The sequence below is a fragment of the Mycobacterium sp. IDUB_9 genome, from assembly GCF_055419505.1.
Window position 1 is genome coordinate 168,837 of sequence record NZ_JBVAXU010000001.1, and the last position, 20,671, is coordinate 189,507.

Annotated in this window: 19 protein-coding genes and 1 pseudogene; 9 read left to right on the forward strand and 11 right to left on the reverse strand. The window is 65.2% G+C overall.

Annotation, left to right across the window (positions count from 1 at the left end; genetic code table 11):
* Positions 1-2: 2 nt before the first annotated feature.
* Together ACZY08_RS00925 and ACZY08_RS00930 are read right to left on the reverse strand one after the other, a co-directional pair.
* Positions 3-863 (reverse strand): MlaE family ABC transporter permease, encoded by an 861-nt coding sequence (locus ACZY08_RS00925; RefSeq protein WP_463742742.1) that lies wholly within the window; start codon positions 861-863, stop codon positions 3-5.
* Positions 860-1,630, reverse strand: coding sequence for an MlaE family ABC transporter permease (locus ACZY08_RS00930; RefSeq protein WP_463742743.1), 771 nt, complete (start codon positions 1,628-1,630; stop codon positions 860-862). The genes ACZY08_RS00925 and ACZY08_RS00930 overlap by 4 nt, the downstream gene beginning before the upstream one ends.
* 234 nt (positions 1,631-1,864) lie before the next feature.
* Between ACZY08_RS00930 and ACZY08_RS00935 the strand changes: the two genes are divergently transcribed.
* Positions 1,865-2,743, forward strand: a complete 879-nt coding sequence (locus ACZY08_RS00935) for an alpha/beta fold hydrolase (RefSeq protein ID WP_463742744.1) — start codon at positions 1,865-1,867, stop codon at positions 2,741-2,743.
* Here ACZY08_RS00935 and ACZY08_RS00940 read toward each other — a convergent pair.
* Entirely contained in the window at positions 2,740-3,384 is a 645-nt protein-coding gene (locus ACZY08_RS00940) for a TetR/AcrR family transcriptional regulator (protein ID WP_463742745.1), read from the reverse strand. The genes ACZY08_RS00935 and ACZY08_RS00940 overlap by 4 nt on opposite strands.
* Positions 3,385-3,556: 172 nt before the next feature.
* Here ACZY08_RS00940 and ACZY08_RS00945 point away from each other — a divergent pair, with 172 nt between their 5' ends.
* Positions 3,557-4,408 carry an IclR family transcriptional regulator gene (locus ACZY08_RS00945; protein WP_463742746.1) on the forward strand — a complete coding sequence of 284 codons (852 nt, stop codon included), beginning with the start codon at positions 3,557-3,559 and terminating at the stop codon, positions 4,406-4,408.
* Positions 4,409-4,489: 81 nt separating this feature from the next.
* Here ACZY08_RS00945 and ACZY08_RS00950 read toward each other — a convergent pair whose 3' ends face one another.
* The 4 genes from ACZY08_RS00950 to ACZY08_RS00965 all read right to left on the reverse strand — a co-directional run bounded on the left by ACZY08_RS00950 (position 4,490) and on the right by ACZY08_RS00965 (position 8,602).
* Positions 4,490-5,263, reverse strand: a complete 774-nt coding sequence (locus ACZY08_RS00950; protein WP_463742747.1) for a hypothetical protein — start codon at positions 5,261-5,263, stop codon at positions 4,490-4,492.
* A 77-nt stretch (positions 5,264-5,340) separates the two neighbouring features.
* Positions 5,341-6,174, reverse strand: coding sequence for a mycofactocin-coupled SDR family oxidoreductase (locus tag ACZY08_RS00955; protein ID WP_463742748.1), 834 nt, complete (start codon positions 6,172-6,174; stop codon positions 5,341-5,343).
* Positions 6,171-6,989, reverse strand: coding sequence for a mycofactocin-coupled SDR family oxidoreductase (locus ACZY08_RS00960; RefSeq protein WP_463742749.1), 819 nt, complete (start codon positions 6,987-6,989; stop codon positions 6,171-6,173). Before ACZY08_RS00960 ends, ACZY08_RS00955 begins: the two co-directional genes overlap by 4 nt.
* Complete coding sequence (locus tag ACZY08_RS00965) at positions 6,989-8,602, reverse strand: flavin-containing monooxygenase (protein WP_463744098.1); 1,614 nt, start codon at positions 8,600-8,602, stop codon at positions 6,989-6,991. The genes ACZY08_RS00960 and ACZY08_RS00965 overlap by 1 nt, the downstream gene beginning before the upstream one ends.
* A 147-nt stretch (positions 8,603-8,749) precedes the next feature.
* Between ACZY08_RS00965 and ACZY08_RS00970 the strand changes: the two genes are divergently transcribed.
* The 4 genes from ACZY08_RS00970 to ACZY08_RS00985 all read left to right on the forward strand — a co-directional run bounded on the left by ACZY08_RS00970 (position 8,750) and on the right by ACZY08_RS00985 (position 13,492).
* Positions 8,750-9,814, forward strand: a complete 1,065-nt coding sequence (locus ACZY08_RS00970; protein ID WP_463742750.1) for a 2Fe-2S iron-sulfur cluster-binding protein — start codon at positions 8,750-8,752, stop codon at positions 9,812-9,814.
* 101 nt (positions 9,815-9,915) lie between these two features.
* Positions 9,916-11,109: an acyl-CoA dehydrogenase family protein gene (locus tag ACZY08_RS00975; protein WP_463742751.1), complete on the forward strand. Its 1,194-nt coding sequence runs from the start codon at positions 9,916-9,918 to the stop codon at positions 11,107-11,109.
* 11 nt (positions 11,110-11,120) lie between these two features.
* Entirely contained in the window at positions 11,121-12,029 is a 909-nt protein-coding gene (bphC, locus tag ACZY08_RS00980; protein WP_463742752.1) for a biphenyl-2,3-diol 1,2-dioxygenase, read from the forward strand.
* Positions 12,026-13,492: an FAD-dependent oxidoreductase gene (locus ACZY08_RS00985; protein WP_463742753.1), complete on the forward strand. Its 1,467-nt coding sequence runs from the start codon at positions 12,026-12,028 to the stop codon at positions 13,490-13,492. Before bphC ends, ACZY08_RS00985 begins: the two co-directional genes overlap by 4 nt.
* 90 nt (positions 13,493-13,582) lie before the next feature.
* Here ACZY08_RS00985 and ACZY08_RS00990 read toward each other — a convergent pair whose 3' ends face one another.
* From ACZY08_RS00990 to ACZY08_RS01005, 4 genes are read right to left on the reverse strand one after another with little or no spacing between them, the layout of a single operon-like run.
* Entirely contained in the window at positions 13,583-14,593 is a 1,011-nt protein-coding gene (locus ACZY08_RS00990) for a zinc-dependent alcohol dehydrogenase (RefSeq protein WP_463742754.1), read from the reverse strand.
* Positions 14,594-14,627: 34 nt separating this feature from the next.
* Positions 14,628-15,377: an SDR family NAD(P)-dependent oxidoreductase gene (locus tag ACZY08_RS00995; RefSeq protein WP_463742755.1), complete on the reverse strand. Its 750-nt coding sequence runs from the start codon at positions 15,375-15,377 to the stop codon at positions 14,628-14,630.
* Entirely contained in the window at positions 15,374-16,618 is a 1,245-nt protein-coding gene (locus tag ACZY08_RS01000; protein WP_463742756.1) for an alkyl sulfatase dimerization domain-containing protein, read from the reverse strand. The genes ACZY08_RS00995 and ACZY08_RS01000 overlap by 4 nt, the downstream gene beginning before the upstream one ends.
* Entirely contained in the window at positions 16,615-17,814 is a 1,200-nt protein-coding gene (locus ACZY08_RS01005; RefSeq protein ID WP_463744099.1) for a sulfotransferase family protein, read from the reverse strand. Before ACZY08_RS01005 ends, ACZY08_RS01000 begins: the two co-directional genes overlap by 4 nt.
* Before the next feature lie 112 nt (positions 17,815-17,926).
* Between ACZY08_RS01005 and ACZY08_RS01010 the strand changes: the two genes are divergently transcribed.
* The 3 genes and pseudogenes from ACZY08_RS01010 to ACZY08_RS01020 all read left to right on the forward strand — a co-directional run.
* The gene (locus tag ACZY08_RS01010) at positions 17,927-18,865 is read left to right on the forward strand and encodes an IclR family transcriptional regulator (protein WP_463742757.1); all 939 of its coding nucleotides are present in this window, start codon (positions 17,927-17,929) and stop codon (positions 18,863-18,865) included.
* Between the two features lies 1 nt (position 18,866).
* Positions 18,867-19,883: an LLM class flavin-dependent oxidoreductase gene (locus tag ACZY08_RS01015; RefSeq protein ID WP_463742758.1), complete on the forward strand. Its 1,017-nt coding sequence runs from the start codon at positions 18,867-18,869 to the stop codon at positions 19,881-19,883.
* 78 nt (positions 19,884-19,961) lie between these two features.
* A pseudogene (locus ACZY08_RS01020) lies at positions 19,962-20,642 on the forward strand (IclR family transcriptional regulator); the annotation flags it as partial.
* Between the last annotated feature and the right edge of the window lie 29 nt (positions 20,643-20,671).

Consider the following 20,671-nt stretch of genomic DNA (forward strand, 5'->3'; position numbering starts at 1 on the left):
CTCTAGCCGGAGAGATTGAAGTTGCCGTTGGAGCCGTAGACAGCCAGCGAGATCAGCAGGGTGATCGAGACGACGACGATCAGCGACGTCCGGACCGCATTCCCGACCGCCACGCCCACGCCGGCCGGGCCGCCCGTGGCGAAGAAGCCGTAGTAGGTGTGCACCAGCAGGATGGCCAACGCCATCAGCAGCGCCTGCAGGAACGACCAGAGCAGGTCGATCGGGTTGAGGAACGTACTGAAGTAGTGGCCGTACAGCCCGCCGGACTGTCCGAGCAACACGACGGTGGTGAACTGGCTGGCCAGGAACGACAGGATCACGGCGATCGAGTACAGGGGCGTGATGGCGATCATCCCCGCCACGATGCGGGTGGACACCAGGTATTCGACGGGCCGGATCGCCATCGCTTCCAGCGCATCGACCTCTTCGTTGATCCGCATCGCGCCCAGCTGCGCGGTGACACCGGCGCCGAACGTGGCGGCCAGCCCGATCCCGGCGACGATGGGCGCCGAGATCCGGACGTTGATGAAGGCAGCCAGGAATCCGGTCAGCGCTTCGATGCCGATGTTGCCCAGAGAGCTGTAGCCCTGGATGGCCAGGACCCCGCCGGTGGCCAGGGTGAGGAACCCGACGATGACGACAGTGCCGCCGATCATGGCCAATGTTCCTGCACCCATGCTGATTTCGGCGATCAGGCGGACGACTTCCTTCCGGTAGTGCGCAGCCGCAAAGGGCACACCCGCCAGGGCCCGGCCGTAGAACAGGACATGGTCGCCGATGCTGCTCAGCACCGCCCCGGGCCGTCGCACCGCCCGGGACAGGCGCGGGTAAGCCGACTGGAGTACCACCGTCGACGCCGTCATCGGGTGGTCATCTGGATACCGATGGCGGTGACCACCACGTTGACCACGAACAAGGCCATGAAGGCGTAGACGACCGTTTCGTTGACAGCGTTGCCCACCGCTTTGGCGCCCCCACCGGACACGGTCAGACCTCGGTAGCAGGCGACCAGACCGGCGATGAGGCCGAACAACGCGGCCTTGACGCAGGAGATGATGACCTCCGGGATGCCGGTGAGCAAGGTGATGCCCGCGGCGAACGCGCCGGGATTGACGTCCTGGACGAACACCGAGAACAGGTATCCGCCAAGGATTCCGATGATGACGACGACGCTGTTGAGCAGCAGTGCAACCAGACCCGAGGCCAGCATCCGCGGAGTGACCAGCCGCTGGATCGGATTGATGCCGAGCACCTCCATGGCGTCGATCTCTTCGCGGACGGTGCGCGATCCCAGATCGGCGCACATCGCGGTGGCGCCGGCGCCGGCCACGATCAGCACCGTCACCATCGGCCCGACCTGGGTCACGGCGCCGAATGCCGCGCCCGCCCCGGATAGATCTGCCGCGCCCAGTTCCCGCAACAGGATGTTCAGGGTGAACGACACCAGGACGGTGAACGGGATGGCGACCAACAGCGTAGGCGCCATGGAAACCCTTGCCACAAACCATGATTGGTCGAGGAATTCGCGCCATTGGAATGGGCCGCGCACCACGAACCTGGCGGCATCCACCGACATGGCGAACAACCCACCCACCCCCTCGAGTGGGCCGGCGAGTTGTCGCTGCAGCATCGGATCTCCGTTCTGTGTGGCTCACGCGAGGGTCCGTATGACCTGGAACACGTCTCGACCGGGAACCATCGCAGTTCACAACCCAGCGCACCATCGCATGTCCCACCCACCGGGAATACCGCCCCGCGGCCCGCGCCGTGCACTGGTTACCGGTCAGCGGAACACGCCATTGCCGCCTTGGCGAGAGGGTGTGAAGCTGGGCGCAACGGGCCCACTCAGACGAAGGAAAGATGCATGTCAGATTCTGCTGCGGTCATCGATGGCACCGGTACGGCGGGTGCGCCGCGTGAGATCAACACGAGCGCGGGCGCTTTGCGCTACTACGACGTTGGCAGTGGTCCCACCGTGCTGTTCCTGCACGGGTCGGGCCCCGGGGTCACCGGATGGCGTAACTTCCGCGGAGTCCTGCCGACGTTCGCCGAGCGCTTCCGGTGTCTGGTGCTGGAGTTTCCCGGCTTCGGCGTCTCCGATGACTGGGGTGGGCACCCCATGGTCACCGCGCAAGGCACCGTCACCCCGTTCCTGGATGCCCTCGATATCGAACAGGCGGATATCGTCGGCAACTCGATGGGCGGCGGTGTCGGCATCAACACGGCGATCAATGCCCCCGAACGGGTGGGCCGTCTCGTCACGATCGGCGGGATCGGTACCACGATCTTCTCTCCCGGACCCAGCGAGGGAATCCGCCTGCTCCAGGAATTCACCGAGGACCCGACCCGGCAGCGCCTCATCGACTGGCTGCATTCCATGGTCTACGACCGGTCGTTGGTCACCGAGGAGCTCATCGAGGAGCGTTGGGCGCTGGCAACCGATCCCGAGACGCTGGCGGCCGCGCGCCGCATGTACGGGAAAGCGGTGTTCGCGGCGATGATGGCCTCGATGGCCGCTTCGGACCTGCCCATGCCCTGGGCGCGGATGCACAAGGTGTCGGCGCCGACGTTGTTGACGTGGGGGCGCGATGATCGCGTGAGTCCGCCTGACATGGCATTGATTCCGATGCGCACCATTCCCAACGCCGAGCTTCACGTATTCCCCAACTGCGGGCACTGGGCCATGATCGAGGCGAAGGCCGCTTTCGAGTCAGTGGTCACGACGTTCCTGGCGAGGGACTAGCGACCGGCGTCCAACCGCTCGAGGCCGGCCAGCACCAGGCCGATTCCGGACTTGTGCGCAGCTACCAATTCGTCGAGTTCGTGCGGTTTCTTGGCGTCGGTCCACCAGATGTAGGCATTGCTGCTGACGTGGACGATGAGTCTGCTGGGCAGTGAGCGGATGAATACGTCGTCCCCCAAGTCGAAATGCCCGGCCAGAAACTCGGTGATGGCGTCAGCGAGATTCTCGCTCCATTCCATCCACCTCAGGCGGTACTGGGGCGTCTCGGCAACGAGCGCCATCAGTTTCCGTGCGATCTCGACCGACTGCCGGTGCTGGACTCCGGCTGACTGCCGGTGCCGGACCTCGACCGTGAACATGTCGACGAGGACATCTACCGGGTCCGAATCCGCTGCAGCGCAGGCCAACAGGCCACGCATGTGGTTTTCGCTTCGCCGGAACAACGGCCCTAGAACATCTTCTTTGACCGGGAAGTGGCGGTAGAACGTACGCGTCGCGATGCCGACTTCGGCGCAGATGCGCTCCACGGTCGCAGTGGTGTCGCCGTCGGCGATGAAGATATCGCACGCGGTGCGGGCGATATTGAGCCGCAATTCCTCAGCGCGACGCTCGGTGAGCGTCGGCCCCTTACCCTTCGGCATTCGATGATTGTCGCTGCAATGCGCTGTTCACGGCCAGTGGCACGGCGGCCGGTCGAACGTGCAGGCGGCCCGGTGGCACCCGGCGGTCTTTACTTCGCGGCCGCGTTGTGCCTAGACTCACACCTGTCATGTTGTGACACATATGCAGAGTATGACAGGTATGGAGGGTGTTGTGCCAACGTCGCATGACGACGCAGCTCCCATCGCGATGCTCAATCGCGTGGCGTCGCTTATGGAGGTCTTCGGCACACGGCAAACGCTCACGCTGGCAGAGATCACCCGGTATTCGAACGTGCCCCGCTCGTCGGCTCATCGCATCCTGCAGGGCCTGGTCCAGCTGGGCTGGATCGAACGCCGAGGTGCCGCATATGCGCTCGGGCTCAAGATGTTCGAACTCGGCTGCCAGGCGATGCAGCAGCGGAGAGTGCCTGAGGCAGCGCTGCCGGTGATGGCAGACCTACATCGGCGCACCGGCCTCACCGCTCATCTCAGCGTCCTGTCAGATACGCACATGCTGCACGTCGAACGCTTCGGAATATGGCCCACCAGCGGCGATCGTTGGCAGGTCGGATTCAAGCAACCTGTGGCACAGAGTGCCTCCGGCCGCGCGCTCCTGGCTCAGATGGACGACGCAACCTGGCCAGAGTTGCAGTATGCGGTCATGTCGCCGGGTGGAATTCGGAACCGGGCGGAGTTGGACCGAAACCTGGCGGCGGTACGCGCCCGCGGCGGGGTCGCCGTCGATGCCGAGGGTTACGAGCGAGGAGTCACTGTCGTCGCCGCCCCCATCAGCCTAGGCGCGGAAGGCAGCCGATTCGCGCTGTCGCTGTGCGGACCCACCAGGTCAACGCGCATCGAGCCCGTGGTCGCCGCTGTTCACAGTGCATCGTGGGCCATCAGCCACAGCCTGTCAGACGTGCCCCGCAGCGGCACGAGTCATGCACGGGCAGCTCATCGCGTGGTGACGCCGGCCATGATCCATCGCACCGGCGAGTCCATCGTGGCCGCGGTCGGAGGTAGGTGACAAGAACCTATCGGCGCAGATACCTCAGGGCATACCCATCCATTCCGGATGCCGAGACTGTCACCGCATACGTACCCATGTTCACCAGTCCTGCCAGGGGATGATCGTGTTCAGTGGCGTGTCGATGACGCACTCTCCGGGTGCGGTCTCAAGCGCATCATCAGCCAGACGTTCCCTGATCCGGCCGGTGACGCGGACCGGATCGTCATCGAGGTACAGCAGCCGGATGCGCAGGCCGCCCGGCGGATCTGCGGCCTCCGCCGATCGGAGGCCCAGCCCGTTGTCCTGGTGGTGATGCAGCGCAAAGGTCCACGCCCCGGCCACACCGTCCAACTCCAGCAAGGCCGGAATCGCCACCCGGTCCTGCCACCGATGGTGCTCATGGGAGTCGGCGCCGTAGGGGTCGGCGAACCGGGTCATGGTCAGGTGCAGCCCTCGGTTGGGCCGGTACGGGATCACTCCCGGCGACACCAGCGCCGACGCCGCCGCGTAGCCCTTGACCGGTCGGAAGAACGCCAGCACCGTGCGACGCACGCCGGGGATCATGGGGCCGCGACCCCACTGGAACGAGTCGGCACCCAGTTGCTCCCACTCGCGCACCGATTGTTCGACCGGCGAACGGAACCAGTACATCGCGACGTAGTCGGTGTCAGCCTGTGCGGGTTCGGCAGTGGACGCGGCGCGGCAGGCTTCCGGGCGGCTCCAACGGTCTCCCCACGCGACCCCGGGTAGCGCCAGGTTCTCCGGCCGATGATCCAGTTGATGCCATTCGTTGTAGCGCCGGTGTTCCTCGGCTCCCCCGCCGTCGAGTACGACGAACGAGAAGAACACCAGCGGGCATTCGGCAGCTGGCATGGCATCCTCTCAAATCGCTTCGGACACAGTAGCTCCTGCCCACGGCCCGGACTTGGCCAAATCAGCCATTGCTCCTACTAGCGTTGCGTACTTCCGGCGTCAACCGGGAGGCTGACGGACGTGATGTAGCGGGCTTCATCGGAGGCCAGGAACAGGCTCGCATTCGCGACGTCGGCGGGCTGCACCCACGGGACGGCGAGCATGTTCATCCGCGACGCGGCCTCGGCGAACTCGTCACGGGTCGGTGGACGGTCCAAATCCGGCCGGAAACCGCTGCGGACGGCGTCATTCTGGATCAGCGGTGTGTCGACGTTGGTCGGATGGACGCAGTTGACCCGGACGTTGTGTGGCGCCAGATCCTGGGCCAGGCTGCGCATCAGCCCGACGACCCCGTGTTTGGCGGCCGTGTAATGAGCGACGCCGACCAGTCCTCGAAGGCCCGCGATCGAGCTGATCAACACCATCGACCCGGCGCCACGGCTGATCAGGTGGGGCGCCGCGGCCGTGCAAGTGTTCCACACTCCGGTGAGGTTGATGTCGAGCATGGTGCGCCACGCCGTCTCGGAGAGCTCAACGGTAGCGCCGCGCGAGGTGACTCCCGCAGTGGCGCAGACGATGTCGAGCCCGTTGAACCGGGCCGTACCGCGATCGACGGCGGACCGCAGTTCGTCTGGGTCACGGACGTCGACGATCTCGGTGACGACCCGCCCGCCGGCCCGCTCGACGAGACGGGCGGTTTCGGCAAGATCGTCCGCCGTGCTGGGCGGCACGTGCACGGTGTCGATCGATCCGCACACGTCGACCGCGACGATGTCCGCGCCTTCCTGTGCAAAGCGCACGGCCTGTGCCCGGCCGATACCGCGGGCCGCACCGGTGATCAGCGCGGTCTTGCCCGTGAGCCGACCGGTCATGTCGTCTTCTGAGTCAGGCCGGCGTCGACCACGAGTTGGGCACCTGTGATGTATCGGGCCTGCTCGGAGGCCAGAAAGACGGCGGCATTCGCCACATCGACGGGTTCCACCCACGGTACCGGGAGCAGGTTTCGGGCGGTCAGGACTTCCATGGCGTCCGCTTCGGTGGGGTTGGACAGGTCGGGCCGCAGCCTTTTGTAAGTGTCGGGGTTTCGCACCATCGGGGTCGCAACCGCGCCCGGATGAATGGTGTTGACCCGAATGCGCTGTGGTCCTAGTTCATTGGCCAGCGTGCGGGCCAATCCCACCGCGGCATGCTTACTCGCGGTGTAGTGCGCGGTGCCGGCGGTACCACGTAAACCGTTGGTGGAACTGATGATCACCACGGATCCGCCTTCGGAACCGATGTGGGGCACCCCGGCCTTGACGGTGTGCCAGACCCCGGTCACGTTGACATCCAAGGTGCGCTGCCATTCCTGGGCACTGATCTCCCACGCCGGCCTGTTCGGCAGGTGGATGCCGGCGTTGGCGACGATGACGTCCAATCGTCCGAGTATCTCGACGCCCGCATCGACCGCGGCAGTGACGTCGGCGAGATCGCTCACGTCGGCCGGTCCCGTCACACAGCGCCTGCCCCTCAACCGCACTTGGTCAGCTGTCTCACGAAGGTCCTCGGCCGCCTCGGAACGGTCGAGCGCGATGACATCGGCCCCGGCGTCGGCGAAGCGTTCACAGTGCACCCGCCCGGTGCCGCGGCCAGCGCCGGTGACGAGCACGACTCGGCCCGCCAAACCTGGGTCCGCCAGATCCGGCACTATGGCGCCTGCAGCAGGTCGAATCCCTTGTATCCAGCCGCCGCGGCCTCGTTGCAGATGTCCAGGTATGTCGCGAAGCCACCGATGAACAACATGAACATACGGGGCTTGCCGGGCACGTTGGCCCCCATGTACCAGGAGTTGGCCTTGGTGAACAACGTGGCTTCGGCACGCTGGGCGCACTCGGCGATCCAGCTGTCGACGGCGTCAGCGGTCGGTTCTATTGCGGCGTAGCGGTTCTGGTCGAGGTGCGCGATGGCGTCGGCGATCCAGTTCACGTGCGCTTCGGCATGCAGAACCATGTTCGCCAGCACCGCCGGCGCTCCGGGGCCCGATACCAGGAACAGGTTGGGGAAACCGTCGGTGCCCAGGCCGAGGTAGGTGCGCGGGCCGTCGGCCCAGTCGTCCGCCAGCTTCTCTCCGCCGCGGCCCACGATGTCGATCTTGGCAAGCGTTCCGGTCATCGCGTCGAACCCGGTGGCCAGCACCAACGCGTCGATGTCATAGTGCGCGTCGGACGTGTTGACACCTGTTTCGTCGATCGATTCGATCGGCGTCCTGCGGACACTCACAAGCTCGACGTTGGGGCGGTTGAACGTCTGAAAGTAGTTGGTGTCGGTGCAGATCCGCTTTGTGCCGATCGGGTGATCGTTGGGGATCAGCGCCTCGGCCACGTCCGGGTCGTCGATGACGGCGCGGATCTTGTTCTCGTAGAACTTGCGGGCCTCCTCGTTGGCCTGCAGGGAGACCATCTGATCGGCGAAGGTCTTGGAGAACAGCACACCGCCCAGTTCCCAACGCTTTTCGAAGGCATCGTGGCGCTCGCCAGACGTGGCTTCCATGGTCAGCTTGGGATGCGCCACATGTGGTGAGCCACCGCCGCTGCGCCACGACATCCGGCGCCGCTCGGCATAGTTGGCCTTGATCTCCGCGATCTCCTCACCGGTCAGTGGCCGGTTGCCCGCCGGGACACTGTAGTTGGGGGTCCGCTGAAACACATACAGCTGCTCGGCCTGTTCGGCGATGATCGGGATGGACTGGATCCCTGAGGAACCCGTCCCGATCACCGCGACGCGCTTGCCGCTGAAATCCACATCCTCATGCGGCCAGTGGGCGGTGTGGTAGACGTCCCCGGCGAAGGTGTCCAGGCCCGGGAAGTCAGGAGTCATTGCCGCCGACAACGGGCCGGTGGCCATGACCACGAACCGCGCGTCAACGGTCTCACCGGTATCGGTGGTGACGGTCCAGCGCAGCGTCTGCTCGTCGAGCACTGCCGAACTCACCCTGGTCTCGAACGTGATGTCGGAGCGCAGATCGAGCTTGTCCGCGACCCAGTTGATGTACTTCAGGATCTCGGACTGGGTGGCGTACTTCTCGGTCCACGTCCACTCTTGCTGGAGTTCGTCGGAAAACGAGTAGCAGTAGTCGACGCTCTCGACATCGCAACGCGCGCCCGGGTAGCGGTTGAAGTACCAGGTACCACCGACTTCCGGCGCCGCCTCGAAGACGCGCACCGACAGTCCCTGCGACCGGAACTTGTGCAACGCGTACAGGCCGCCGAAGCCTGCGCCGACCACCACAACATCCACAACGGCGACATCCACGACGCTCATCGATCCACTGCTCACACGGCGTACGGTAGGCGCCGATCGCGCGCTCGACCGCCACAGTTCCCGGTCACCGGACGCCGGGGCACCGTGTCCCGGCCACCGGAATAAGCGGGTTGGCGCCGTCGGCTCCTGCCACCAGAATCTCGGCCCATGATCGATGCGAGCATCCAGACCAGACGAAGCGTCCTTGTCACGGTCGCCGATGTCATCGATGAAAGCCCCGACGCTCGTTCCCTGGTCCTCACCGTGCCCCCGGACCAGCACGAGCGGTTTTCCTATCGGCCCGGACAGTTCCTGACCTTGCGGGTGCCGAGCGAGGAAACCGGATCGGTGGCCCGGTGCTACTCACTGGCCAGCTCACCGCACACCGATCCCGCTCCCAAGGTGACCATCAAGCGCACCATCGACGGGTACGGTTCGAATTGGTTGTGCGACAACGTCAAAGCCGGCGACACCATCGAGGTGCTGCCACCGTCGGGCCTGTTCACTCCGGCCAGCCTCGACGCAGACTTCCTGTTGTGGGCGGCCGGCAGCGGCATCACTCCGGTGATGTCGATCCTCAAATCGGTGTTGTCGGGGGGCACCGGTCGAGTGGTTCTGTGTTACGCCAACCGCGATGAACGCTCGGTGATCTTCGCCGGCGAACTACGCGAACTTGCCGCCCGCTACGCGGGTCGACTGACGGTGCTGCACTGGCTGGAATCGATCCAGGGCCTGCCGACCCGGGCACAGCTGAGCGGGTTCACCCAGACCGTATTCGCCGGCACCGGCGGCTTCGAGGCATTCGTCTGTGGTCCCGCACCGTTCATGGCGGTCGTCAAGGAGACGCTCACCGAGTCCGGCGTCTCGCGGGACCGGATCCACCTCGAGGTGTTCCAGTCGCTTTCCGGTGACCCGTTCGTCGATGACACCGTCGCAATGGCAACAGACTGCGATGAGAACGACGCCGCCGCCCTCCAGGTCGACCTGGACGGCACCAGTCACCAGCTGAGATGGCCGCGCCAGGCAACGCTGGTCGAGGTGCTGATCCGCTCAGGTGTGGATGTTCCGTACTCGTGCAAGGAGGGCCAGTGCGGATCGTGCGCGGCCAGAGTCGTACGCGGCGATGTGGACGTGGCCGCCTGCGACATCCTGGAAGCCGAGGACCTCGCCGACGGGGTCATCCTCGGCTGCCAGGCGCGCCCGGTCTCCGACGACATCCACATCGAATTCTGAGCCGCTGTGGTCGGCACGTTTCCACTGACCGGGATTGGCTCCCGCCACCGGTATCAAAGCGGTAGACCATCAGTACAGCCCTCGACGATAGGACCGAAACAATGACTGAGCGCGTAATCGACCGGGTGCGCGACATCGCCGACCAGTTGCGCCAGCAAGGCGCCGAAGCCGAGAAGGTCGGCAAGCTCACCGACGAGACCGTCAAGATGATGAAGTCGGCAGGAAACATCCGCCTGCTGCAGCCGAAGGCTCACGGCGGCTTGGAAGTCCATCCGCGGGAGTTCGCCGAGACCGTCATGTCCACCGCCGCACTCGACCCGTCCGCCGGGTGGATCAACGGCGTGGTCGGCGTGCACCCGTACCAACTGGCCTACGCCGACCCCAAGGTTGCCGCCGAGATCTGGGCCGACGACGTCGATACCTGGGTCGCATCTCCCTACGCGCCCCAGGGGGTGGCTGTTCCGGTCGACGGCGGCTATATCTTCAACGGCCGCTGGCAGTTCAGCTCGGGCACCGACCATTGCGACTGGATCTTCCTGGGCGCGATGATCGGCAGCAACGAACCCGGAGCCGACGGTAAGCCGTTGATGCCGCCGCAGATGCTGCACATGATCCTGCCGCGCAAGGACTACGAGATCGTGGAGGACTCGTGGAACGTCGTGGGGCTGCGCGGAACCGGCTCCAAGGATGTCATCGTCAAGGATGCGTTCGTGCCGTCCTACCGGACGATGGACGCGATGAAGGTCATGGACGGCACGGCCCAGCGTGAGGCCGGGATGACCGAAACCCTGTACCTGATGCCGTGGTCGACGATGTTCCCGCTCGGCATCAGCTCGGCGACCATCGGCATCGCCGAGGGCGCGCTGGCGGCCGCACTCGATTACCAACGTGAGCGGGTGAACTCCAGCGGTGTGGCGATCAAGGACGATCCCTACGTCATGTACGCGATCGGCGAGGCCGCCGCGGACATCAACGCCGCCCGCCAGGAGTTGTTGGCCAACGCCGACCGCATCTACGACATCGTCGACTCGGGCAAAGAGGTTTCCTTCGAAGACCGGGCCGCGGGCCGGCGTACCCAGGTGCGGGCGGTGTGGCGCGCGGTCTCGGCGGTAGACGAGATTTTCGCCCGCTGTGGCGGCAACGCCGCCCGGATGGACAAGCCGCTGCAACGGTATTGGCGCGATGTACACGTCGGGCAGGCACACGCCATCCACGTTCCGAGCACGGTCTATCACGCGTCGGCACTGAGTTCACTGGGAGTCGATCCGCAGGGTCCGCTGCGAGCGATGATCTGAGAGGACAGCACATGGGATTGATCAAGAGCCTCGGCTACGTCACCGTCGCCGCATCCGACATCGAACGCTGGCGGCACTTCGCCTTCGACGTACTCGGCTTCGCCACCGGTACCGGACCCGACCAGTCCGCTCTGTATCTGCGGATGGACGAGCGTGCCGCCCGCATCATCGTGGTGCCCGGGGAGTCCGACAAGATCGTCACCGTCGGCTGGGAGGTACGCGACCACGCCGACCTTGAGCAGGTCAAGAACGCACTCGGGGACGCCGGCGTGCCGTTCAAACAGCTCTCCCTCGAAGAGACGGACGCCCGGCGGGTCGAGGAGGCCATCGCGTTCGAGGATCCGGCCGGCACCTCGCTGGAGGTGTTCCACGGCCCGGTCCTCCAACACTCCCCTGTCATTACCCCGCACGGTGCGAAGTTCGTCACCGGCGACCAGGGTCTCGGGCATGTGGTGTTGCCAGCGCTCGACGTCAACGGCTTGTTCGAGTTTTACACCGAGGTACTGGGTTTCAAGTCTCGCGGCGCGTTCCGCGTTCCCGTGCCGCCGGAGTTCGGTCCGGTGCGGGTCCGCTTCATGGGCGTCAACGAGCGCCATCACAGTCTGGCGATCTGTCCCGCGCAGACGCTGCGCGATCCCGGCCTCATTCATCTCATGGTCGAAGTGGACAGCCTGGACGCAGTCGGTCAGGCCTTGGACCGGGTGAACGCCGAAGGCTTCCAGCTGTCGTCGACGCTGGGCCGCCACACCAACGACAAGATGGTGTCGTTCTATGTGCGCACCCCGGGCGACTGGGATATCGAATTCGGCACCGAAGGTATGCGGGTCGACGAAACCTACTACACGGCAGAGGAAATCACCGCGGACAGCTATTGGGGCCACCAGTGGGTGTCGGACCTTCCGGCGGCGATGCGTCCATGACAGGCACCGACGAGATCCGGCCGATCCCGGTCAGCGCGATCACCGAGTGGGCCGACGAAGCCGACGTTCTGATCGCCGGCTACGGCGTTGCCGGCGCGGCCGCTGCGGTGGAGGCGACACGTGCAGGGGCGGACGTACTGGTGCTGGAACGCACCGGGTCATGGGGCGGAGCCGCGTCGATGGCAGGTGGGTTCATCTACCTCGGCGGTGGCACCGACATCCAAAAGGCCTGCGGCTTTGATGATTCCGTCGATAACATGGCGGCGTTTCTCAACGTGGCGATGGGACCCGGCGCAGATACCGCACGTATCGCCGATTACTGCGAGGGAAGCGTCGCGCACTTCGACTGGCTGGTGGGCTGCGGGGTGCCGTTCAAAGCCGAGTTCTTCTCCGAGCCCGGCTGGGAGCCGATAGGTGACCAGGGGCTCATGTACAGCGGTGGCGAGAACTCCTACCCGTTCAACACGATCGCCACTCCCGCTCCGCGCGGGCACGTGCCGCAGATGCAGAACAAGAAGCAGGGCGAGTCCAGCGCGGGCTTCATGCTGATGAAGGGCCTGGTCGACACCGCGACCGCGGCCGGGGCACGGTCGCTGTACGACGTGCGCGTGCAGTCGCTGATCGTCGAGTCCGACGGCCGCGTCGTCGGCATCCGGACCAAGCGCTACGGCACCACGATGGACATCCGGGCGCGTCGCGGCGTGGTGCTGGCCACCGGCAGTTTCGCCTACAACGACGCCATGGTCGCCCAATACGCGCCGCGCATCGCCGGACGGCCGGCCGCCTCGATCGAGCAACACGACGGGCAGGCCATCCGGATGGCCCAGGCACTGGGTGCCGATCTGGCTCATATGGATGCCACCGAGGTGGCGTTGTTCATCGATCCTCAGCAGTTGGTGCGCGGGATCCTGGTGAATGAACGTGGTCAGCGCTATGTCGCCGAGGACACCTACCCCGGGCGGGCCGGTCAGCTGACGCTCTACCACCAGAACAACACCGCGTACCTGATCATCGACGGCGACGCCCAGGAGGAGGCGATGGCCTCGCTGACGCCGCTGTTGATGACGCGTCCGGCAACCTGGGTAGCCGACACCGTCGCCGAACTGGAAGCCGAAATCGGGCTGCCACCAAACTCCTTGCAGGCCACCGTGGATGCCTACAACGACGGTGCCGCCCGAGGCGAGGACCCGCTGCTGCACAAGAAGCCGCAGTGGCTCAAGCCGATCAAATCTCCGGTGGGCGCCATCGACCTCCGCGAATCCACCGGCGGTTTCACCCTCGGCGGGCTGCACACCACGCTCGACGCCGAGGTGCTCCACGTGAGCGGTGAGCCCATTCCGGGGCTGTTCGCCGCCGGACGCTGCACTGCCGGACTGGCAGCGTGGGGTTACGCCAGCGGGGTGTCACTGGGCGACGGAAGCTTCTACGGTCGCCGCGCCGGGCGGGCCGCTGCCCGCGCCTGACCCCGAACGCCCTAATCCCGAATGTGAAGAAGATCGCGAGATTCCGGAGAATTCTCGCGATCTTCTTCACATTCGGCACGCGCCGCCACGTCAGCCCAGTGTGATGACGACCTTGTCGGCCGCTCCCGGTGTGGCGACACACTCCAGCGCCCGCCCCAGGTCATCGAAATCGAAAGTGTGACTGATGATCAGCTGGTACTTCTCCCAGTTGTCGACGATGTCCTTGGTGACCTCGAAGATCTCACTCGGATAGCCCATCGACCCGACAATGGTGAGCTCGTTACTCATCACATTCATGAAGTCGATGTTGATCGGCTCTTTGTGGACGGCGACGATGCCCAGCTTGGCGCCCCGCTTGGCCGCACCGAGAGCTGTGTCGACGACTGCCGGCACTCCAGCGGCATCCAGAAACACGTCGGTGCCGGCCTTGTTCGGCCACATCGAATCCCCGGGCCCGTGGAGCTCGATCAATCGCGCGATGACGTCCTCGTCCTTGGAGTTGATCACCGCGTCCGCTCCGACTTTCAGCGCTTTGTCCAGGCGAGCCGGCAGGATGTCGGCCACCACAACGTGTTTGACGCCTCGCGATTTCAAGGCGATGGTGATGCCCAGGCCGATCGGGCCCGCCCCGAGCACCAGCACCTGGTCGCTCTGCCGAGGATTCACCTGGTTCACCGCGTGAGCGGCGACTGCCATGGGCTCGTTGAGTGCGGCTACCTCGAACGGAATGTGATCGGGCACGATCTCGAGGCTCCGGCCACGAACGGCATCCTTGATGAGCAGGTAGTCGGCCAGCGCACCGGCCGAACCGCCGTTGCCGATGATGTCGTCGGCAACGGCCATCGGATTGACCACGACACGGTCCCCCACCGCTATACCGCGCACCTCGCTTCCGACCTCCGCCACCTCACCGGCCGGCTCGTGACCGATCGGCATGCAGCCGTGCCGTGGCGGCAAACCTCCGATGGAGATGTAGAGAGTGTCAGAACCACAGATCCCGCACGCTCGAATTCTCACCAGGACGTCGCCTGGGCCCACGGTCGGCGTCGGCACCTCTACGATCTCGGTTTTGTCCGGAGCGGAGATGATGGCTGCTCTCACTGGGGTTTTCCCTCTCGTCGATGTTCGATTCCGCTCATAGCACGCTGTAGCCACCGTCGACGACGAGCGCCGATCCGGTGCTGTACGAGGCATTTCCACTGCACAGGTACAGGATTGGACCGGCGATCTCGTCCGGCGTGGCGAACCGGCCGAGTGGAATGTGGTCGACCTGTTCCTGTTTGATCTCGGGCACGTAGTCCATCGGTGCAGTCATGCGCGTGGCGACGACTCCCGGGACGACAGCGTTGATCCGGATGCCGTCGGCGGCCCATTTCGCGGCGAGGTTTCGGGTGAGTGCGAGCACTCCGGCCTTCGCCGATCCGTACCCGGGCACCACCGGTACGGATCGGATGGCCGCCATGGAGGCGAGCATCACCACGCTGGCACCGCCTGCAGCGTTCGAGGCCTTCAGCGCGCCGTGCAAACGCTCCGTCAACCTGAAGGGCGCCAAGAGGTTCACGGTTACCGAGGCGGTGAAGCCCTCCGGGGTCGATTCGTCGAGACCGCCCGGAAAGTTGGCTCCGGCGTTGTTGACGAGAATGTCCAGATCCGTGAACGAGTCTGCCAGCGCCTCGATGCCTTCCGAGTCGGTCAGCGCCAACTGCCGATAGTGCAGTCCCGACAGATCGACGTCGTAGTCCTGCGGTCCCGCTCTCGTGCCGGTGATCGTGACAGTCGCCCCGCTGTCTCTCAGAAGCGATGCGGTCGCGTGGCCGATACCACTGGTTCCTCCGGTGACCAGCGCGCTGGTACCGGTGAAATCGAACAGCACACGGTTTGTCATGACAGCTCCTTGATCTTCTCGCGCAGCCAGGCTGCTTCCCAGAAATTGGTGCTGCCCCGCAGCAGGTCTTCGTGGGCGGCGATCAACACCTGCTTGCCCTCCTGGCCGTCGGGTTCGGCGCGGTTCACGATCTCGGCCAATCGAATCGCCCGCACCGGTTCTCCGGCGTCCAGCAGTGTGCGCGCCTTACCGAGAACTGCTGCCGCACCGGCTAGTTCGAGTAGATCAACCTCGGTCGTGTCGGGGCTTTCGGCATAGAGTTCGGCCGTCGAGCGATGATGGAACCAGCCGGCGTAGTTCTCCCAGATCGCGCGCACGTTCCAGCGCACCATCCCGTAGCCCTGACCGACCTCCAGCTCGGGCGGCAGCACCACCTCACGCATCAAGGTGTGAACGTCCTTGCCGGCATTCATCCCGGCGACGGTCTGGTCGTGAATGTAGGTCACCGCATCGCGTAGTCGGGTCAGCTCCCAGTCGATGCGGTCCTTGCCGACGATCGGCCCGAAGTGCCCCGTGAGCAACGTCTCGGCCCCCAGCGCGCGGACGCGGTCGATCGATTCCACCACCGTCAGCGCATCGCGGTAGCGATCGCCGCGCACCGTCACCAGGTTCGGGATGTGGCCGAACAGCGCGCCGAAGACGTTGCCGCACAGGCAGACACCTTCTTCCGGCAGCCACACCACCAAGCTGTCGGTGGTCTCACCGCCGGGGGTGGCGTAGAGCTCCAAGCGGCGACCGCCGAGTTCGATGACGAGCTCGTCATCGACGACCACTGTCGGCGTCGGCACACTCTGCGGTGGCGGCGGACCGAATCGTGCAGCGTTGCGTTCGATCGTGTCCATCACCTTGCCCACCCACGCGAACGCAGAGTTTCTGGCCCGGAACTCTGCCAGCAGTTCGTTGTCCCGCCGCCACGTTTCCCAGTTGGCCTGGGCGACGATTTCGCTGTCGGGGTCGGCGACGGTGTCAATACCCCCGACATGGTCGACATGCCCCTGGGTGAGGATGACGTAGCGGATCGGCGCGGCGTCTATGGCGTCATAGTTGGCCCGGTGCACCGGTCCCTCGAAACCCATGCCGGTGTTCAGCACGATCCGGCCGGCATCGGTCGTCAGCATGAACGAATTCGACAGACCCGGTGAGAGCCAGATGCCGGGGCTGACTTCCTCTGCGGGGGCACCTGCACCGACGATGTCGTCGGCCCCGGGGCGGCTCAAGTAGGCGGGTTGATAGCTGGTCATGATTCCTCCCGTACGTCGAATCGGTCGAAATAGAAGCCGAAGCGCGACCGGACCTCGTCCGGCGAGCGGCCGAAGTGGCGTTGGAGGTCATACCTCATCCGGCCGTGTTTCCCGCGCGGATTGTCGTCGAGGTAACCGCGGAACGCCGCACGAGCACCATCGGTCAACGTGGTGCCGTTGTAGCCGTACACCGTCTCGAGAATCGACATCTCGTTTCCGTTGAGCTGGTGGAAGCCGATGTCCACACTTCGGTCGGAACCGATCAGCTCCCGGTCACGGACACAGGCGCGCAGCAGCCGCTCGATGCGATCGATCCAGTACTCGACGAGGCCTTCGGGATCGATCTCCTTGCGCCGCATACGGTCTCCATAGGCCAGCATCGTGACTGCGGATTGGATGACGGCTACCGGATCTCGGTGGGTGAACGCGACGGTGGCGTCCGGGAACGTTCGTATCAGCGGCCCGAGTTGCTCGCAGTGTTGCGGCGACTTGAGCACCCACTGGCGTGGGCCCCGCAAGAAGGTCAACGCCTTGAGCACCGTGCGTAGATAGCCGTAATGCTGGTCCTGGTTCAACCCGAGGTAGTAGTCCCGCCATTGCGGCACCCGGCCATGCCACTCCAGCACATAGCTGGCGAAGTCGAGGTCGAGGATCTCGACTTCTTCCTCGATCGCCTGGGGAAACCGGTCGTGCATGTTCTGTATCAGCGGAGTCATCGCCTTCGACGACTCGTGCTCGGAAACACTGCGGGCGAACCGTGGATCCACACCGTTGACGTCGGGACCTTCACCACGCAGCGGGAAGGGCTCCTGGCTCTCCCAGTACGGCAACGCCCGTCGCCTGGTATCGGAGGCGATGAGGTTGACCAGATGCGTTGTCCCCGAGCGTGGTAGACCGACGACGATGATCGGTCTGTCGATCTCGATATCGTGGATCTCCGGGTAGCGACGCAACAGGTCGGTCAACAACAACCGTTGCGAGAGCAGCCGGACGATGCGGTTGCGCAGGATCAGACGGTTGAGATTCGTGTTGCCGCTGTCGGACTCGACAGCCTCGGCGTACGCCTGTAGCCGGGGACGAAAATCGGCGGGCCCGAAGTCCTCCAATCCCGTCTTCTCGATCGCCTCACCGATCAGAAGCTCAGGATTCAGGTCCACCGTCAGGCTCTCCAGTTGCGCGAGAACCTCTTGTTGCATCGGGTTGAGCACGGGAATGGTCAGATCCTCGATGCCCAGTGCACTGTCCGGCACGCTGCTCCTTCACGGTGACGACTTGTGATGACGAATATTCGATGTAGTGTCCGAATATATGAACGCCAAGCTAGGGCAGCCCGATGAGCAGGGTCAAGACCCTTCGCCGCCCACCCGTCGCGTCGTCAGTGTCGTCGAGTTGCTCGCCGACCGGGCGGATAATCCCCTGACTCTCGCGGAAATCTGTCGTGACCTGGGCATCAGTCGATCCACGGGGCACGCGATCCTGACCACGCTCTGCTCGTGCGACTGGGTGCTGCGTGACCCACTCAGCGGGAGATACACCCTGGGCGCGGGCCTGCCCACGGCGTCGCCATCCGCGGCGCCGCTGTCGCGAATGCTGCGCGAGCCGCTGCGGACGCTGTGCTCAGCCATCGGTATGGCCGCATGCATCTCCGAGCTCCGGGACGGCTCCATTGCAGTGATCGAGTCGGCTTCGCCCGGCGCCAACCGCCCGCCCGTGGAAGCCGGCGTCCGCCTGCCCTTCGTAGCACCGTTCGGCCGGGAGTTCGTGGCGTGGGCGCCGGCGGCCGTCGGCGATGAGTGGATGGCCTCCGCGGGCCCTGTCAACGACGTCTATCGGGCGCGAATGCCCAAGGTGCTCAAAGAGATCAAGAACCGCGGCTACGGCATCGAGCGGCTCAGCGACCCGCTGCTCAAGGTGTTCGCGGCGCTGATGACGCTCGACGACGCGACTGCGCCGGATCCGGTGGCGGCGCGACTGGCCGGCGCCGTCGCCGATCTGACCATCATCGACTTCCTGCCCGGCGAGCTGAGCAAGGTCGAGGAGTGCCCGCTCGCGACGATCTCGGCGCCGATCTTCGACGGACACGGCAACGTGGTGATGTCGGTGTCCGCGCAGCCGTACAGGCGGCTGACCGATGAGGAAGTCCGAGGCGTCGGCGCCAGGGTCGTCGAGTTCGCCGCGCAAGCGAGTTCGCTGATCGCACAACATGTCCCGCCCGCCACGGCCTATTACGCCGATCGGAATCACTGAGATGGCACTGCCCATACTGAGGTTCAACTTCGCCTCGCCCAACGGGGAGCCGGCGAGGCAGCGGGACTCGATTCTGGCCGCGGTCGACATGGCGGCGTGGGGCGATACGCGAGGCGTGGCCGCGGTGAGCATCGACGAACACCACTTGACCGGCCATGGCTGGAGCTCCAATCCGGTCATGGCGGCCGCGTTGTTCTTACAGAAGACCAGCAACCTGATCGTGAGTATCGATTGCGCGCTGGGTCCGCTGTGGGATCCGCTGCGGCTGGCCGAAGACATTCGATTCGTCGACCTCATGAGCGCCGGACGACTGTCGACGACCATCGGTTTGGGATACCGGACGGTGGAATACGAAGGGTTCGGTGTTGATTTTCACCGCCGGGGCGCGCTCATGGACCGGCTGCTCGAGACGATGCTGGCGGCTTGGTCCGCGGATCCCGTCGACGGCGACTCAGGCGCGCGCATCGGCGCCGGCACCTGGTCGCAACCCCATCCACCGTTGTACGTGGGCGGCGGCGTGCGGGCGAGCGCGCGACGCGCGGTGCGATTCAGGTTGGGGCTGAGCCTGCCGGCGCATCTGCCCGAACTCGCCCGGTATTACCTCGATCTGTGCCGGGAGGCAGACGTCGCACCAGCCCTGATCATGCCGGCCGCCGTCAACCGGGGAATGGTCTTTTTGCACGAAGACCCCGAGAAGGCGTGGGCCGAGTTGGGCCGGCACATTCTGTGGGAGGCGGTGACCTACGGCGGCTGGGTCGATGGCGTACCGCTGTCGTCGATGCATCTCCCCGGCGTCCAGACGCTCGAGGCGGTTCGGGCGTCGGGCCGGTACCGGTTCCTGACGCCGGACGAGCTCATCGCCGAGGCCGGGGATTGCCCTGATTACGGGGCGCTGGTCTTTCACCCGTTGGTCGGCGGGATGCCGATCGACGAGGCTTGGAAGTCGATTCAGCTGCTCACGGACGAGGTGATTCCGCGGCTGAGCAGCCGTCACGCTCACGATCAGGCAGAAAAGTGACAGCGGACACATACTTGTGGTAGTCATATGACTATTAGTCATATGCGACTGGCAGTACCCCGCAGCCCGGAGGACCAAATGACCGCGATCATCGAACAACCCGCGACCCACAAGAAGGCGACCGCCGAGACGCCGAACGCTGTGATCGACCGGGTTTCCCTGGTCCTCGATGTCTTCGACGGACCGGGCCGGCTGACATTGGCCGAGATCGTGCGTCGCACGGGGCTACCGCGGTCCTCGGCCCACCGCATCCTGGAGCGCCTTGTACACCTGCGGTGGCTTCGCCGCGACGGCCGCGACTACGAGTTGGGTATGCGGCTGGTCGAGCTGGGGTCGCTGGCCCTGCATCAGGACCGCATCCATCGAGCAGCGATTCCCTTGCTGCGCGATCTGCACCGGGCCACCGGACTGGTTGTCCACCTCGCGGTCCTCGACGGATCCGACGTCGTCTACCTGGAGAAGATCGGCGGTCAGATGGTGGCAGCCATCCCGACACGTATCGGGGGTCGGCAGCCCGCACACTGCACGGCCGTCGGCAAGGCGATCCTCGCCGACAATTCAGCGGTCGACGTCAACTTAACCTCGCGGCTGACGCGATTTTCGATCACCACGGAACGTCAGCTGGAAGCCGATTTGGCAAAGGTCCGCGCTCACGGTGTCGCATTCGAGCGGGAGGAATCGCTCGCCGGATTCGGTTGTGTGGCAGCACCGATCGGTCCGGCCGGCGCAGCCGTCGCGGCAGTGTCGGTGTGTGGTCCGATCAGCCGGATGGCATTCGATCAGCGATT

Excerpts from the sequence above, each read along its gene's own strand:
- ACZY08_RS00955 (WP_463742748.1), bottom strand. The coding sequence starts at position 6,174 with ATGACCGGTCGGCTCACGGGCAAGACCGCGCTGATCACCGGTGCGGCC.
- ACZY08_RS00975 (WP_463742751.1), top strand. The coding sequence starts at position 9,916 with ATGACTGAGCGCGTAATCGACCGGGTGCGCGACATCGCCGACCAGTTG.
- ACZY08_RS01010 (WP_463742757.1), top strand. The coding sequence starts at position 17,927 with ATGAACGCCAAGCTAGGGCAGCCCGATGAGCAGGGTCAAGACCCTTCG.
- ACZY08_RS00965 (WP_463744098.1), bottom strand. The coding sequence starts at position 8,602 with ATGAGCGTCGTGGATGTCGCCGTTGTGGATGTTGTGGTGGTCGGCGCA.
- ACZY08_RS01000 (WP_463742756.1), bottom strand. The coding sequence starts at position 16,618 with ATGACCAGCTATCAACCCGCCTACTTGAGCCGCCCCGGGGCCGACGAC.
- ACZY08_RS00970 (WP_463742750.1), top strand. The coding sequence starts at position 8,750 with ATGATCGATGCGAGCATCCAGACCAGACGAAGCGTCCTTGTCACGGTC.
- ACZY08_RS00935 (WP_463742744.1), top strand. The coding sequence starts at position 1,865 with ATGTCAGATTCTGCTGCGGTCATCGATGGCACCGGTACGGCGGGTGCG.
- ACZY08_RS00940 (WP_463742745.1), bottom strand. The coding sequence starts at position 3,384 with ATGCCGAAGGGTAAGGGGCCGACGCTCACCGAGCGTCGCGCTGAGGAA.
- ACZY08_RS01015 (WP_463742758.1), top strand. The coding sequence starts at position 18,867 with ATGGCACTGCCCATACTGAGGTTCAACTTCGCCTCGCCCAACGGGGAG.
- ACZY08_RS00985 (WP_463742753.1), top strand. The coding sequence starts at position 12,026 with ATGACAGGCACCGACGAGATCCGGCCGATCCCGGTCAGCGCGATCACC.
- ACZY08_RS00925 (WP_463742742.1), bottom strand. The coding sequence starts at position 863 with ATGACGGCGTCGACGGTGGTACTCCAGTCGGCTTACCCGCGCCTGTCC.
- bphC (WP_463742752.1), top strand. The coding sequence starts at position 11,121 with ATGGGATTGATCAAGAGCCTCGGCTACGTCACCGTCGCCGCATCCGAC.
- ACZY08_RS00995 (WP_463742755.1), bottom strand. The coding sequence starts at position 15,377 with ATGACAAACCGTGTGCTGTTCGATTTCACCGGTACCAGCGCGCTGGTC.
- ACZY08_RS00930 (WP_463742743.1), bottom strand. The coding sequence starts at position 1,630 with ATGCTGCAGCGACAACTCGCCGGCCCACTCGAGGGGGTGGGTGGGTTG.
- ACZY08_RS00950 (WP_463742747.1), bottom strand. The coding sequence starts at position 5,263 with ATGCCAGCTGCCGAATGCCCGCTGGTGTTCTTCTCGTTCGTCGTACTC.
- ACZY08_RS01005 (WP_463744099.1), bottom strand. The coding sequence starts at position 17,814 with ATGCAACAAGAGGTTCTCGCGCAACTGGAGAGCCTGACGGTGGACCTG.